Origin of the sequence: Cryobacterium algoritolerans, from assembly GCF_004402785.1 — a bacterium.
Lineage (GTDB): Bacteria > Actinomycetota > Actinomycetes > Actinomycetales > Microbacteriaceae > Cryobacterium > Cryobacterium algoritolerans.
This window is the reverse complement of the sequence record NZ_SOFP01000071.1, coordinates 16444-29908: the sequence shown is the minus strand read 5'-3', so window position 1 is coordinate 29908 and position 13465 is coordinate 16444. Positions and strand designations below refer to the sequence as shown.

Below are 13465 nucleotides of genomic sequence, written 5' to 3'. Positions count from 1 at the left end.
AAATGGTGGTGTCGTCAGCGTAGGTTGCGGAATCGCCCGGCCCTGCGGCCGGTTTGTCCCGCGCCGCCCGGTTCGGTGGCCATTCACACCGGCGGGCTGCGCGGGAATCAAATTGACGGGCTCCAATGCTGCAGGCATGACGGGACGATGCTGACAGCCTCAACCGACGGGCTGCCGACGATAACCCTTGCCCAGCTGCTCTCGCGGCTCACCGGGCGGATCCGGGCCGCTCCTGCGACGGCTTTTCCAATCCTACTGCGCCGGGTTGCCTGCAGCGAGCTGGCCGACCCTGCCCCGTACCTGCTCGGCGGCGAGCTGCTCCTCACCGCGGGCACGCCGATCACCCCGGGGGACGCGGCGGGCATCCGTGACTAGGTCGACCGGCTCGTGGCGGCCAGGGTCGGCGCCCTCGGCATCGGCGTCAGCCCGGTGCATTCCGAGGTACCGCGCGAACTGGTCGACGCCTGCGCCGACGTGGGTCTGCCCCTGCTGGTGGTCGCCGAGGGAACGCCGTTCGTCATGGTCACCCGCACCTTCGCCGAGATCCTCGAGCTCAAGCGGATCGAGACCCTCAAGTCGCTCGCCGACACAAACAAACGCCTGATGCGGGAGACGATGCAGCCCCGGCCCGAGCACGAACTCCTGATCGTCGCGGCGCGACCTCGACGACGCCGAGGTGCGCGCCGAACTGCTGATCGCGTTGCCCTACCAGCCCTGACCGGGTGCGGCGCCGATCGTCAGTCGGGCCGGCCGCTCCGGTCGTGCGCCGCGTCGGTCCAGGACCGGTACAGCTCGGGTCGGCGGTCGGCGAGATAGTCGACATCGGTGCCGGGGGCCGTGACGGTGGCGTAGCTGAGGCCCGTGGTCCGGCCGGCGTCCGCGACGATAGTGCCGTCCGGTCCGACGATCACGCTGGCCCCGGCCAGGTCGAGCCCGGCCTCGATACCGACGTGGTTCGCGTAGGCGAGCGTGACGGAGTTCTCGAGGGCGCGGGCCGGCACGAGCACCCGGGAGACGTTCTCATAACCGCGGCTCAGCGCCGTTGGCACGAGCACGAGGCCGGCGCCGTGCACGGCGGCGTCACGCACGACCTCAGGGAACTCGACGTCATAACAGATCAGCAGGGCGATCTTCAGGCCGAGGAAGTCGACGACCGGTGGCGGCGCGGTGCCGGGCCGGAAGCTTGCCCGCTCCTCCGCCCCGAACAGGTGCGATTTCGCGTACCGCGCCACCACCCGGCCGGCGCGGTCTACGAGTGTGGATGTGATCCGGCGGTCATCTGCCGGTCCTGGGCCGGGTGCGCTGTAGACGAGGGCGATGTCGTGCCGGGCGGCGATGCGTGCAAGATCCCGGTCGAGGTCGGCGGCCGCGGCGGTCGAGACCGAATCACGGATCAGACTGGGAGCGTACCCGGTCGCGAAGAGCTCGGGGGTGAGCAGCAGATCGGCGCCGGCCGCCCGGGCCTCCCTGGCCGCCTGATCGAGCACGGCGAGGTTGGCCACGAGGTCCAGCGGTTCGGCGCGGCCTTGGAACAGGGCCAGTCGCACGCTCGGCCCGGGAGGCACCTGGCCTGTCGATCCAGGGGCTGTCACCGGCGAGGGCGCGGGCGCCGCACCTCGAATCACTGTCGGCTCTGACATGGCTGGCGACCTCCGTGATCTCACGCTCGTTCTCCCGAGCGTAGTTCAGCGCCACCGCGCTGACCAGAACGGGTGGCACCGGAACTGCCGCGCGCTGGTGCAGATCGGCCCGCCCGGCGCTGCACCCGTCTCTTCGGCCTGGCCGTCAGGGGCGCAGGGCCTGCTCGGCGGCCTTCACAACGTTGCTCAGCAGCATGGCGCGGGTCATCGGGCCGACGCCTCGCGGGTTCGGCGAGAGGTGGCCGGCGACCTCGGCCACGTCCGGATGCACGTCCCCGGTCAGCCTGCCCGTGCCGGTCTGCGGGTCGGTCACCCGGGTGATGCCCACGTCGAGCACGGCGGCGCCCGGTTTGACCCAGTCGGCCTGGATCAGGTGCGGCACCCCGACCGCCGCGACGACGATGTCGGCGCGGCGCACTTCGCCGGCCAGGTCGACGGTGCGCGAGTGGGTGAGGGTTACCGTGGCATCCAGGCCCTTCCGGGTGAAGAGCAGACCGAGCGGGCGTCCGACGGTGAGGCCTCGGCCCACGACGACCACCTTCCGGCCGACGATCGGCACCTCGTAGCGGCGCAGCAGCTCGACGATGCCCGCCGGCGTGCACGGCAGGGGCGAGCGCAATTCGCCCTCGATGCCGAGCACCAGCCGACCGAGGTTGGTCGGGTGCAGCCCGTCGGCATCCTTCGATGGGTCGATGAGTTCGAGCATGGCGTTGTCGTTGTGGCCGACGGGCAGCGGCAACTGGATGATGTAGCCGGTCACCTCACGGCTGGCGTTGAGGTCCGTGATGGCGGCGCGAACATCCGCGCTCGTCGCCGACCCTGGCAGGTCGATCCGGATAGACTCGACGCCGACCTCGGCGCAGTCGCGGTGCTTCCCGGCGACATACGAGCGGGATCCCGGGTCGTCGCCGACGAGCAGCGTGCCGAGCCCCGGTACGACCCCGTGCGCCCGCAGGTCGGTGATGCGGTCGATGAGTTCCGACTTGATAGCGGAGGCCGTCTTGACTCCGTCGAGGGTGATTGCGCTCATGGTGGATCCAATCGTTCGAAGGTCGCGAGCACGGCAGACTGCCCCGCTGACCAAACCGATCCGCCCGGTCGAATTCGACGGAGATTCTGGCTGAGAACCTCGGATCCAGGCTTCACAAGCCCGATTGTCCGAAAATCTCCGTCGAATTCGACCAAACGGGGACTACTGCTGCAGGCCGGGGTACAGCGGGAAGGCCTCGGTGAGCACCCTGACCCGGGCGCGGAGGGCCTGGATGTCGGCGTCCGGCTTGAGGGCCTCGGCGATCACGTCGGCGACGACCGTGAACTCCTCGTCACCGAAGCCGCGGGTTGCCAGGGCGGGCGTGCCGATCCGCAGGCCGCTGGTGACCATCGGCGGGCGCGGGTCGAACGGCACAGAGTTGCGGTTTACCGTGATGCCGACCGCGTGCAGGGCGTCCTCAGCCTGCTGCCCGTTGATGGGCGAGTTGCGGAGGTCTGCGAGAACGAGGTGCACGTCGGTGCCGCCGGTGAGCACGTCGACGCCGCCCGCGCGCGAGTCATCCGCCATCAGACGGTCCGCAAGGATGCTCGCCCCGCGTAGGGTACGCTCCTGACGCTCCTTGAACTCGGGTTCCCCCGCGAGCTTGAACGCGGTCGCCTTGGCGGCGATCACGTGCATCAGCGGGCCGCCCTGCTGGCCGGGGAACACATTGGAGTTGAGCTTCTTCGCCAGCGTCATGTCGCGCGCGAGGATCAAACCGGAGCGGGGACCGGCGAGGGTCTTGTGCACGGTGGTGGACACGACATCCGCGTAGGGAACCGGGGACGGGTGCAGGCCGGCGGCGACGAGGCCGGCGAAGTGGGCCATGTCTACCCAGAGCATGGCGCCGACCTCGTCGGCGATGCTGCGGAAGGCCGCGAAGTCGAGGTGACGCGGGTACGCCGACCAGCCGGCGATGATGACCTTGGGCCTGGTCTCGAGGGCCTTCTCGTGCACGACGTCCATGTCGATCAGGAAGGTGGTCGGATCCACGCCGTAGGCCACCGGGTTGTAGAGCTTGCCGGAGAAGTTGAGCTTCATGCCGTGGGTGAGGTGCCCGCCGTGGGCGAGCTCGAGGCCCAGGATGGTGTCGCCCGGCGCGGCGATCGCGGCGAGCACGGCGGCGTTCGCGGTGGCGCCGGAGTGCGGCTGCACGTTCGCGTACTCGGCGCCGAAGAGGGCCTTGGCCCGGTCGATCGCAAGCTGCTCTGCCACGTCGACGTACTCACAACCGCCGTAGTAGCGGCGGCCGGGGTAGCCCTCGGCGTACTTGTTGGTGAGCACGGAACCCTGAGACTGCAGGATGGCACGGGGCACGAAGTTCTCGCTCGCGATCATCTCGAGGTAGTCGCGCTGGCGGCCGAGCTCCAGCTCGAGCACGGCGGCGATCTCGGGGTCGACGACTTCGAGCGGCTCGTTGAAGGTGGAGTTCAGAACGGTGGATGGCACGGAATCGGACACGGGGTCTCCTTAGACGAATTGGTTAACGACGTGATGATTAATCGTCGTGGCCCAGGCGTGCGGCCACTAACCGTGTCAGTCGCTCCCCGATGGTGACCCATCTTTCGTGCTACGCCAGTTGCGACAGGAATAATCCTACCAGTCGCCGCGGGGAGGATTTCGATCGGCCGGGGCTAACTCGTCGACGAAGAGCAGGTCCGGCCGCGGATGGCCCTGCGCGTAGGCGGCCCGCGCCACGAGATGGGCCGCCATCGGCGCGGTGAGAACCTGGAATGCGACGATGGCGGCGACAAGGGTGACCGTGCCGAGACTGAAGTCGTTCACCGCGATGTCGACCGTCACCGCGATCAGGCCGAGAATCTGCGGTTTCGTGGCCGCGTGCAGCCTGCTGAGCACGTCGGGAAAACGGATGACGCCGACCCCGGCCGCGAAGCACATCACGGCCGCCGCGAGTACGAGGACCGCGGTCAGGATCTCCCGTGCCAGGTCGTTCACGATTTTCCCTTTCCCGGGAGGAACCGGGCGACGCTGAGCGACCCGAGCACGGCGAACAGCGCGAGCACCAGCAGCACGGCAAGATTGTCGGTGTGGCGGTTGAGAGCCATTTCGGCGCCGAGCGCGCAGATCACCGTGGCGACGAGCACGTCGCAGGCGACCACCCGGTCCAACACGGAGGGACCCCGGATGATGCGGTAGACGGCGCAGAGCGCGCCGGCGCCGAACAAGAGTCCGGCGACGATGACCACGATCTCCATCAGCCGGCTCCCCCATTATTATCGGGGGCGGCATCCGCCCCGGCCGGGCCGGACCTGATCCGTTCGACGTCCTCCCGCGACCCGAAGGCCAGCACGATCCGCCGCTCGGTCTCGAGTACGCTCGCCCGGAACCGGTCGGCCTGCCCTGCCGTGTGCACGTTCAGCACGTGCAGGTAGAGGGTCGAGCCCACCCGGTCAACGTCGACCACGATCGAACCGGGCACGATCGAGGTGGCCACGGCGGTCCAGGTCAGGATCAGGTCATTTCGGGTGTTCAACCCGACGGCGAGGATGGCGTTGCCGGGGCGGTACCGCGGCGAGAGGGCGAGCGCGGCCACCTGCACCGAGGCCCGCACGATGTCGGCGAGGAGCCGGAGGAAGAACCGGGCGCTGTGCCACGGGTTCAGCCGCCCGCTCAGCTGCACAGCCGGGAGGTAGAAGATGACGGAGACCAGCCCGGCCAGCAGCGCCCCGGTGAGGAGCTCAAGCCAGCCGAACCGACCCCAGAGCAGCATCCACAGGGCGACGAGCCCGAGGAACAGTGGTGACTGGTTCACCGCTCCGGCGAGGCGTTCCCGCGGGGTGCTCATGGCGTTCCGTTCGGGAAGACGGCGTCGATGTAGGTGGCCGGCGCCTCGACGTCCGCCGCGGCGCGTGCGGCGAAGGCGAAGACGGGGCCGGCGAAGACCGTGAGGCTCAGCGTGAGAAGGAGCATGGCCGCCGTGGCGCCGACCATCAGCGCGGACACGGTCTTGGTGATGACGCTCCCCTGATCGTGCGGGTCGTCGGTGAGCCGGTCGAGCATGCTCGACTCGTAGTTCTCGACCTCCCGGCGGGGACGCCAGAAGGCCATGTTCCAGGCCCGGGCGAGCGCGTAGAGGGTGAGCAGGGAGGTGACGGCGCCCGCGGCGAGGCCGGCGTACGCGAGCGGGGTACCCAGTTCGGCACCGGCCTGGAACAACGCGAGTTTGCCGAGGAAGCCGGAGAACGGCGGGATCCCGCCGAGGTTGAGGGCGCCGACGAAGAAGAGCACGGCGACGACGGGGGCGGCCTTGAGCATACCGCCGAGCCTGGCCAGCGAGGTGGTGCCGCCGACCCGCTCGACCAGGCCGGCGCAGAGGAACAGCGTGGTCTGCACGGAGATGTGGTGCACCAGGTAGAAGATGGTCGCCGCGAGGGCGAGCGGGGTGCCGATGGCGATGCCGAAGATCAGGTAGCCGATATGGCTGACCAGCGTGAACGACAGCAGCCGTTTGATGTCGGCCTGGGCGAGGGCGCCGAGGATGCCGACCAGCATCGTGAGCATCGCCACCACCAACAGTGGAACCGAGAACGGGTTCTCGGGGAAGAGCAGCGTCTGGGTGCGCAGGATGGCGTAGACGCCGACCTTGGTCAGCAGGCCGGCGAACACTGCCGTGACGGGGGCTGGAGCGGTCGGGTAGGAATCCGGCAGCCAGAACGACAGCGGGAACACGGCGGCCTTCACCGAGAATGCCAGCAGCAGCATCAGCCCGAGGATGAGTTGTATCCCGGTCGGGAGCGCCGGGATGCGTTCGGCCAGCAGGGCGAGGGTCACCGTGCCGGTCGCGCCGTAGACCAGGGCGATCGCGCTGAGAAAGAGCACGGAGGAGACCAGGCTGACGACGATGTAGGTGACGCCGGCCCGGATGCGCGCTCCCGTGCCGCCGAGGGTGAGCAGCACGTAGCTGGCCGAGAGGAGCATCTCGAACCCGACGTAGAGGTTGAACAGGTCGCCTGCGATGAAAGCGTTGAACAGGCCGGCCGCCAGCACCAGGTAGCTGGGATGGAAGATCGACACCGGGGTCTCGCTGTCGCCGTCGACGATGCCCTGGCCGACCGCGAAGAGCAGCACTCCGAGTAGCATCAGGGCCGAGATCAGCAGCATCAGCGCCGACAACCGGTCGACGACGAGCACGATCCCCCACGGCGCCTGCCAGCCGCCGACGTGCACGACGGCGGGGCCGTGCCGGTCGACCAGCACGAGGAGCGCCGCTGCGGCCAGCACGACCAGGGTCAGCGAGACGACGCTCACCGTGATCTGCCGGCTGTGCCGCCGGCCGAGGGCAAGGGTGACCGCCGAGCCGATCAACGGGATCGCAACGACAAGGGGCACCAGGATGCTCATCGCGTTCATGGGGCATCCTCCGCGCCGGCGTCAAGGGACGCCTGCACGGCGGCATCGTCGTCGGAGGAGGACCGGAAGTTCTCCTCCGACGACGACGCGGTCTCGCCGGCATGCTCGTCGGTGAGGTCGTCGCCCTCGTCGCCGAGCCGGGCCAACCACCATGACCGGTAGATCAGGGCGAGGATGAGCGCCGTGATCCCGAAGTTGATCACGATGGCCGTCAGCATCAGCACCTGCGGAACCGGATCGGCCATGTTCGCGTCCCGGGCCGTGCCCGTGATGATCGGCGAGCCGCCCGGGCGGCCGCTCATGATGAAGATGAGCAGGTTGGTGGCGTTGCCGACGAGCACGAAACCGATCAGCACCCGGGTGAGGCTGCGCTCGAGCATGATGTAGACGCCCGCCGCGTACAGCACGGCCATCAGCACCACGAGGGTCAGGGACGCGCTCATGGCAGCACCTCCGTGACCGGCGTCGACGCGCTCACGGATGAGGAATCCGCCTCGGCTGCATCGCCCGCCTCGCTTTGCCGGTCGATCTCGCTGCCGAGGCTGCGGAGGATGTCCAGCGCGAGCCCGATCACGACGAGGTACACCCCGATGTCGAAGATGGTGGAGGTACCGAAGGAGAGGTGCCCGAGCAGGGGCACGTCGATGGCGGCGTAGGCCGACTCCAGCGGAACCCCGGCGAAGAAGAGGGACGCCACCGCCGTGCCGACCGCGAGGACGACGCCGAGCCCGAGGAGCTTGCCCGGGTCGATCGGCGCGGCCTCACCGAGTTCGTACCGGCCGCCGGCCAGGTAGCGGGAGACCAGCGCGAGGCCGGCCAGCAGCCCGCCGGCGAACCCGCCGCCGGGCGCGTTGTGGCCCGCGAAGAGCAGGTAGACCGACACGATGATGGCGGGGTGGAAGAGCAGGCGCACCAGCACCTCGATCAGGATCGACCTGTCCTCCGCCGGGATCGTGCGGCCGCCCAGCAGGAACGACTGCCGGCTCACGGCGTGGCCGGCGGATGATGCGTGCGGGTCGGCGACGACGCGTCGCCGGTTGCGCGGCGCCCGCTGGCTGCGGGACCCCTTCAGCCGCGGCAGGGGCACGGCCCGCCCCGAGACGAAAAGCAGGCTGGCGACGCCGGTGGCCACGACGATCAACACGGCGATCTCCCCCATCGTGTCCCAGGCCCGAATGTCCACGAGCATGACGTTGACGATGTTGGTGCCGTGAGCCTCGAGGGTCAGGCGCGGCAGCTCCGCCGCGATGCCCGGGTCCTGGCGGGCGCCGAGGGCGATCACCGCGATGGTGCCCATCACCGCGCCGACCAGCACGCCGATCAGGGCCCGCCGCCGCCGATGGACCGGGCGGTTGGCCTGGGCGATCCGGGTCGGCAGCCGCCGCAAAACCAGCACGAAGACGACGAGGGTCATGGTCTCGACCAGCGCCTGGGTCAGGGCGAGGTCGGGGGCGCCCTGGAGGGCGAACAGGGCCACCAGGCCGTACCCGGTGACTCCCGCGAGCAGCACCGACGTCATCCGTTTGCCCACCCGGGCGGCCCAGGCGGCCACGATCGCCGCCACCAGGGCGATCAGCGCCTGACCTGGGTAGTCCCAGGGCACGAGCGCCTCCGGCCAGCTTCGGTTCAGCGACGCCGCGAAACCGAGTGCGAGCACGAAGACGACGAGGATCGTGCCCAGGTACTGCGGCAGCCCGCCATGTTGGGCTAACCGGGTGACCCGGGCCGCCGAACGATCGACCGCGCGCACGAGGGACCCGTAGCCGCGCCCGGCGTCGATCCAGTCCGGAACCCTCGCCTGCGCCCTGGCCACTCGCAGCCGCTGCCAGAACAGTGCGGCGCCGGCCAGCACGACGACGACGCCGATCAGGAGGGCCGGTTCGAGTCCGTGCCAGAGCGCCAGGTGGTAGTCGCCGCCGCCGGCCAGCGTGTCCGCGTAGCTCGAGAGCAGCGGATCGAGGAGGCCGCTCAGCGGTCCGAGCGCGAGGGTGGCGACGGCGAGGAGGCCCGGCGCCAGGGCGAAGTCCCACCGGCTCGGGTGCAGCGCGGTGGTCGCCATCGCGGGGCGGCTGCCGAACGCACCCCAGAAGAAACGGATGCTGTACGCCACGGTCAGCACCGAGCCGACGCCAGTGCCCACGAGCGCGACCCAGCCCCAGCCGTCACCGGCCAGGCCGGCCGCGAGAAACGCCGTGAACACGGCTTCCTTGGCGACGAAGCCGAGCAGCGGCGGCAGCCCGGCCATCGACGCCACGGCGATGAGCGCAATCACGGCGAGAGCGGGTTCACTGCGGCCGAGGCCCGAGAGACGCCGCAGGTCCCGCGTTCCGGCGCGGTGGTCGATGATGCCGACGACGAGGAAGAGCGCCGCCTTGTAGAGGGCGTGGGCGAGCAGGAGCGCCGCCCCGGCGAGCGCCGCGTCCCGGCTGCCGAAGCCGACCACGACCATGATGAAGCCCAGCTGGCTGACCGTGCCGTAGGCCAGCACCAGTTTGAGGTCGTGGTTGCGCAGGGACCGCCACGCGCCGACGAGCATGGTCCAGACGCCGATCGTCACCAGCACCGGCAGCCACCCGTCGACGTCCGCATAGCCGGGCGCGAGCCGGGCGACCAGGTAGATGCCGGCCTTGACCATCGCCGCTGCGTGCAGGTAGGCACTGACCGGGGTCGGGGCGGCCATCGCTGCGGGCAGCCAGAAGTGGAAGGGCACCAGCGCCGACTTGGAGAGGGCCCCGACCAGGATCAGAAGCACCGCCCAGCCGGCGATCGGACCGGTGACCGGCTCGGCGACGAGCAGGGCGAGCGAGGTGGTGCCGGCCTGCACGCTGAGCAGCACCACGCCGATCAGCATGACCAGCCCGCCGAACGTGGTCACCAGGAGCGCCTGCAGCGCCGCGCCCCTGCTCTCCCGCCTGGCGGTGTAGTGGCCGATCAGAAGGTAGGAGAGCACGCTGGTGATCTCCCAGAACATGAACATCACAACGATGTCGTCGGCGGTGACCAGCCCGTACATGGTGCCGGCGAAGGCGAGCAGGCAGCCGGCGAAGCGGCTCAGTGCCGACTCGTCCGCGGTGAAGTAGAGGGCGCAGTAGAAGAGTACCAGCGCGCCGATCCCGGTGACGACGAGGGCCAGCAACCAGGCGAGGGCGTCGACGCGGAAGGACAGGGCCACTCCGAGCTGCGGTATCCACGGGATGCTCTCGACGGCCGCCCCGCCGTGTGTCACGAGCCCGGTCTGGCCGAGGGTGAAGACGAATGCCGTCGCCGGGAGCAGGGCGATCAGGTAGAAGACTCGAGGGCCGAGACGGCGGGTCAGGGCCGGCGTGACAAGCGACAGGACCAGGAAAATCAGGAGGATTGTCGCCATGCGGCCTCCCGGCTCTCCCCGTCAGAATGTCGGATTCAGTGTAGTGGATGCCTGCCTCGGGCCCCGTCCGGGGGTTTGCGACAGGAGACTGGGAACGTCGTCGCGATAGTGTTGGCGAAAAACCGGACAACGGAAGCGGCCCCATGACGAGCACCACCCACGGGCCCGAACGGCCTCCAGCCTCGCACGAGACCGCGCACGGAGAACGTCGGGAAAACCAGGGCCTCCCCAGGGAGACCCCGCTCGAACACATCTCGGATGCCCTCAGCGTGCACGAGGACGACGGACTCCACAAGGGGCTCAAGGCCCGCCAGGTGCAGATGATCGCGATCGGCGGGGCCATCGGCACCGGCCTGTTCCTCGGCGCGGGCGGCCGGCTCGCCAGCTCCGGGCCGTCGCTGGTCTTCGTCTACGCGATCTGCGGCTTCTTCGCCTTCCTGATCCTCCGGGCCCTCGGCGAGCTTGTGCTGCACCGCCCGTCGAGCGGTTCCTTCGTCTCCTACGCGCGCGAGTTCTTCGGGGAGAAGGCCGCGTTCGTGACCGGCTGGCTCTACTGGGTGAACTGGGTGATGACCGCGATCGTCGACGTCACCGCCGTGGCCCTATACATGAACTTCTTTGCCAAGTACTGGGCGCCGTTCGGCGACGTACCCCAGTGGCTGTTTGCGCTGATCGCCCTGGCCGTTGTCCTGTCACTGAACCTGCTCTCGGTGAGCGTGTTCGGTGAGCTCGAGTTCTGGTTCGCGCTGATCAAGGTCGTGGCGATCGTGTCCTTCCTGCTGGTGGGCACCTGGATGGTGCTCTTCGGCACGCCGATCACCGGCCAGGAGGCAGGGTTCAGCCTGATCAACGACAACGGAGGCTGGTTCCCGAACGGGTTGCTCGCCTCCGTACTCGTGGTGCAGGGCGTCGTGTTCGCCTACGCGTCGATCGAGCTGGTCGGCACCACCGCCGGGGAGACCGAGCACCCGGAGACGGTGATGCCGAAGGCGATCAACACCGTGATCGTGCGGATCGCCGTCTTCTACGTCGGGTCGATCCTGCTGCTCTCGCTGCTGCTGCCGTACACGGCGTACAGGGCAGGGGAAAGCCCGTTCGTCACCTTCTTCGGCACCATCGGCGTCGACGGCGTCGACGTGATCATGAATCTCGTGGTGCTCACGGCCGCCCTGTCCTCGCTGAATGCGGGCCTGTACTCGACCGGGCGCATCCTGCGCTCGATGTCGCTGGCGGGATCTGCGCCGCGGTTCGCCGGCAAAGTGAGCCGCACCGGGGTGCCGTTCGGCGGCATCCTGCTCACCGGCGTGGTCACGCTGCTCGGCGTCGGCCTGAACGCGATCGTGCCGGATGAGGCCTTCGAGATCGTGCTCAACATGGCTGCCATCGGCATCATCAGCGCCTGGGGCATGATCGTGCTCTGCCAGCTCCGGCTGCAGGCGTGGGCGAAGAAGGGCATCCTCGAACGGCCGGCCTTTCGGATGTTCGGGGCCCCGTACACGGGCTACGCCAGCCTGGCCTTCCTCGTCGCGGTGCTCGTGCTGATGGCGTTCGACTGGCCGGTCGGCACGCTCACCATCAGTTCCCTCGTGCTGATCGTCCCCGCCTTGATCGTCGGCTGGTATGCCTGTCGCGGGCGCATCCTCGAGATCGCGGCGGCCCGCGACGGCTTCACCGGCCAGATGCCGGTGATCGCGAACCGGCCGCTCTCCGACCGGGACGGGCCGGGACAGAAGACCGAGTAGCGCCGGGCCGGTCGTCGAGCGGCTCAGGCGGTGCGGCGGCGCGTGACCGCGTCGCTGACGATGACCAGAACCAGCGCCAGCACCAGGATGCCGATGTAGGTGACCGGCACGACGTCCATGCCCAGCGTGTTCAGCAGTGCGGCACCGAGCAGCGCCCCGCCGCCGATGCCGACGTTGAACGCGGTGGTGTAGATGGCACTGGCGGTGTCGCGGATGCGCCGCGAGGCGGTGCGTAGCAGCCGCGTCTGCAGCAGCGGCGGCAGTGTGCCGAACGCCAGCCCCCACAGCACGAAGGCGGCGATGGCCACCGGCAGCGCTGCGGCGAAGATCGCCAGCACGCTGACACTGAGCGCGGACACGGTGAGGCCGATGACCAGCCCAAGCTGGGGCCGGGGGCCGAACACGGTGCCGGAGAGCACCAGCCCGACCGCGCCGGCGACTCCGTAGGCGAACAGGAGCGGGGCGACGGCTGAGCTGTCCACGCCCAGCCCCTCGATCAGGAACGGGGCGATGTAAGTGTAGAAGGTGTAGTGCCCGACCATGGTCAAGGCGGTGATCATGCAGAGTAGGATCACCGCCGGCATGGTCGGATCCCGGCGAGGTTCGGGGGGCACCGCTGCGGACGCGGGCGCGGCGGCAGCGAGCGCGGTCACCTCGGCGGGCGTGCGGCGGGCGCCGTAGTGCGACACGCGTGGAAGGAATCGCCAGACGACAACCGCTCCCACCAGCATCAACCCGGCGAGCACGACGAACGAGAGTCGCCAGCCCAGCAGATGACCGGCGGCTGTGGCCAGCGGAACGCCGAACACGAACGCGAGGGTTCCGCCGGATACCGTGATCGCCACGGCCCGGCCGATCTGCTCCCGGGGCACCAGGTGCGCAGCGTAGGCACCGACCACGGCCCAGAACAGCCCGTGGGCCATGCCGCCGAGGATGCGGCCGCCCACCATGAAGGCGTAGTTCGGGGCGATCGCGGTGAGCACGTTGCTGACGGCGAGCACGACCAGGACGAGCACGATCAGGCCGTGCCTGGGCAGCCGGCGGGTGAGGTGGGCGAGCGAGGTGCTCGTGAGCACCACGGTGAAGGCGAACCACGAGACGAGAAGCCCAACCTGGGCCTCACTGACACCGAGGCCCCGGCTCATGTCCGGCAGCAGGCCGGTCGGCAGCATCTCGGAGGTGACCGACAGGAACACGGCCGCGGCGAGGGCGATCAGGCCCACCCACGGGAAGGAGCCAGGCGTCTGGCCGGGGCGGTCCGGCCCGTCGGACGGGTCGGACGACGGCAGGGTGATAGGCGCGGTGAATGACATGG

13 protein-coding genes and 1 riboswitch are annotated in these 13465 nt (G+C 69.5%); of the genes, 3 read left to right on the top strand and 10 right to left on the bottom strand.

What is annotated here, in order from left to right; genetic code table 11:
- The first annotated feature begins 147 nt into the window (after positions 1 to 147).
- Positions 148 to 375, top strand: coding sequence for a hypothetical protein (locus E3O19_RS17870; RefSeq protein WP_166804588.1), 228 nt, complete (start codon positions 148 to 150; stop codon positions 373 to 375).
- A gap of 12 nt (positions 376 to 387) precedes the next feature.
- Positions 388 to 816, top strand: coding sequence for a hypothetical protein (locus E3O19_RS17865; RefSeq protein WP_166804587.1), 429 nt, complete (start codon positions 388 to 390; stop codon positions 814 to 816).
- Here the strand turns inward: E3O19_RS17865 and E3O19_RS14315 are convergent.
- The 9 genes from E3O19_RS14315 to E3O19_RS14275 form a co-directional block, all read right to left on the bottom strand.
- Positions 738 to 1565: a nitrilase-related carbon-nitrogen hydrolase gene (locus E3O19_RS14315; RefSeq protein WP_241981390.1), complete on the bottom strand. Its 828-nt coding sequence runs from the start codon at positions 1563 to 1565 to the stop codon at positions 738 to 740. The two genes, E3O19_RS17865 and E3O19_RS14315, sit on opposite strands and share 79 nt — an antisense overlap.
- Positions 1566 to 1785: 220 nt before the next feature.
- Positions 1786 to 2670 (bottom strand): bifunctional methylenetetrahydrofolate dehydrogenase/methenyltetrahydrofolate cyclohydrolase, encoded by an 885-nt coding sequence (locus tag E3O19_RS14310; RefSeq protein ID WP_134568668.1) that lies wholly within the window; start codon positions 2668 to 2670, stop codon positions 1786 to 1788.
- A gap of 162 nt (positions 2671 to 2832) precedes the next feature.
- Positions 2833 to 4131 (bottom strand): serine hydroxymethyltransferase, encoded by a 1299-nt coding sequence (gene glyA, locus E3O19_RS14305; RefSeq protein ID WP_134568666.1) that lies wholly within the window; start codon positions 4129 to 4131, stop codon positions 2833 to 2835.
- Positions 4132 to 4173: 42 nt separating this feature from the next.
- A riboswitch (ZMP/ZTP riboswitch) is annotated at positions 4174 to 4263 on the bottom strand.
- Between the two features lie 3 nt (positions 4264 to 4266).
- A complete protein-coding gene (gene mnhG / locus E3O19_RS14300) occupies positions 4267 to 4626 on the bottom strand; it encodes a monovalent cation/H(+) antiporter subunit G (RefSeq protein WP_241981389.1) in 360 nt (119 codons plus the stop codon).
- The gene (locus E3O19_RS14295; protein WP_134568665.1) at positions 4623 to 4886 is read right to left on the bottom strand and encodes an MrpF/PhaF family protein; all 264 of its coding nucleotides are present in this window, start codon (positions 4884 to 4886) and stop codon (positions 4623 to 4625) included. The genes mnhG and E3O19_RS14295 overlap by 4 nt, the downstream gene beginning before the upstream one ends.
- On the bottom strand, positions 4886 to 5476 hold the full coding sequence (locus tag E3O19_RS14290) for a Na+/H+ antiporter subunit E (protein ID WP_134568663.1): 591 nt from the start codon (positions 5474 to 5476) through the stop codon (positions 4886 to 4888). The genes E3O19_RS14295 and E3O19_RS14290 overlap by 1 nt, the downstream gene beginning before the upstream one ends.
- Positions 5473 to 7032, bottom strand: coding sequence for a Na+/H+ antiporter subunit D (locus E3O19_RS14285; RefSeq protein ID WP_134568748.1), 1560 nt, complete (start codon positions 7030 to 7032; stop codon positions 5473 to 5475). The genes E3O19_RS14290 and E3O19_RS14285 overlap by 4 nt, the downstream gene beginning before the upstream one ends.
- A gap of 5 nt (positions 7033 to 7037) precedes the next feature.
- Positions 7038 to 7484 carry a sodium:proton antiporter gene (locus E3O19_RS14280; protein ID WP_134568661.1) on the bottom strand — a complete coding sequence of 149 codons (447 nt, stop codon included), beginning with the start codon at positions 7482 to 7484 and terminating at the stop codon, positions 7038 to 7040.
- Positions 7481 to 10408, bottom strand: a complete 2928-nt coding sequence (locus E3O19_RS14275) for a Na+/H+ antiporter subunit A (RefSeq protein WP_134568659.1) — start codon at positions 10406 to 10408, stop codon at positions 7481 to 7483. Before E3O19_RS14275 ends, E3O19_RS14280 begins: the two co-directional genes overlap by 4 nt.
- A gap of 143 nt (positions 10409 to 10551) precedes the next feature.
- On the opposite strand from E3O19_RS14275, the gene E3O19_RS14270 reads away from it, so the two are divergent.
- The gene (locus E3O19_RS14270; protein ID WP_134568657.1) at positions 10552 to 12150 is read left to right on the top strand and encodes an amino acid permease; all 1599 of its coding nucleotides are present in this window, start codon (positions 10552 to 10554) and stop codon (positions 12148 to 12150) included.
- A gap of 23 nt (positions 12151 to 12173) precedes the next feature.
- Here E3O19_RS14270 and E3O19_RS14265 read toward each other — a convergent pair whose 3' ends face one another.
- The gene (locus E3O19_RS14265; RefSeq protein WP_134568656.1) at positions 12174 to 13463 is read right to left on the bottom strand and encodes an MFS transporter; all 1290 of its coding nucleotides are present in this window, start codon (positions 13461 to 13463) and stop codon (positions 12174 to 12176) included.
- Positions 13464 to 13465 lie beyond the last annotated feature (2 nt).

Bases quoted from the DNA above. Each gene is read 5' to 3' on its own strand.
- E3O19_RS14290 (WP_134568663.1), bottom strand. From the start codon at position 5,476: ATGAGCACCCCGCGGGAACGCCTCGCCGGAGCGGTGAACCAGTCACCA.
- E3O19_RS14295 (WP_134568665.1), bottom strand. From the start codon at position 4,886: ATGGAGATCGTGGTCATCGTCGCCGGACTCTTGTTCGGCGCCGGCGCG.
- E3O19_RS14280 (WP_134568661.1), bottom strand. From the start codon at position 7,484: ATGAGCGCGTCCCTGACCCTCGTGGTGCTGATGGCCGTGCTGTACGCG.
- E3O19_RS14285 (WP_134568748.1), bottom strand. From the start codon at position 7,032: ATGAGCATCCTGGTGCCCCTTGTCGTTGCGATCCCGTTGATCGGCTCG.
- E3O19_RS17870 (WP_166804588.1), top strand. From the start codon at position 148: ATGCTGACAGCCTCAACCGACGGGCTGCCGACGATAACCCTTGCCCAG.
- E3O19_RS14265 (WP_134568656.1), bottom strand. From the start codon at position 13,463: ATGTCATTCACCGCGCCTATCACCCTGCCGTCGTCCGACCCGTCCGAC.
- E3O19_RS14270 (WP_134568657.1), top strand. From the start codon at position 10,552: ATGACGAGCACCACCCACGGGCCCGAACGGCCTCCAGCCTCGCACGAG.
- E3O19_RS14310 (WP_134568668.1), bottom strand. From the start codon at position 2,670: ATGAGCGCAATCACCCTCGACGGAGTCAAGACGGCCTCCGCTATCAAG.
- E3O19_RS14275 (WP_134568659.1), bottom strand. From the start codon at position 10,408: ATGGCGACAATCCTCCTGATTTTCCTGGTCCTGTCGCTTGTCACGCCG.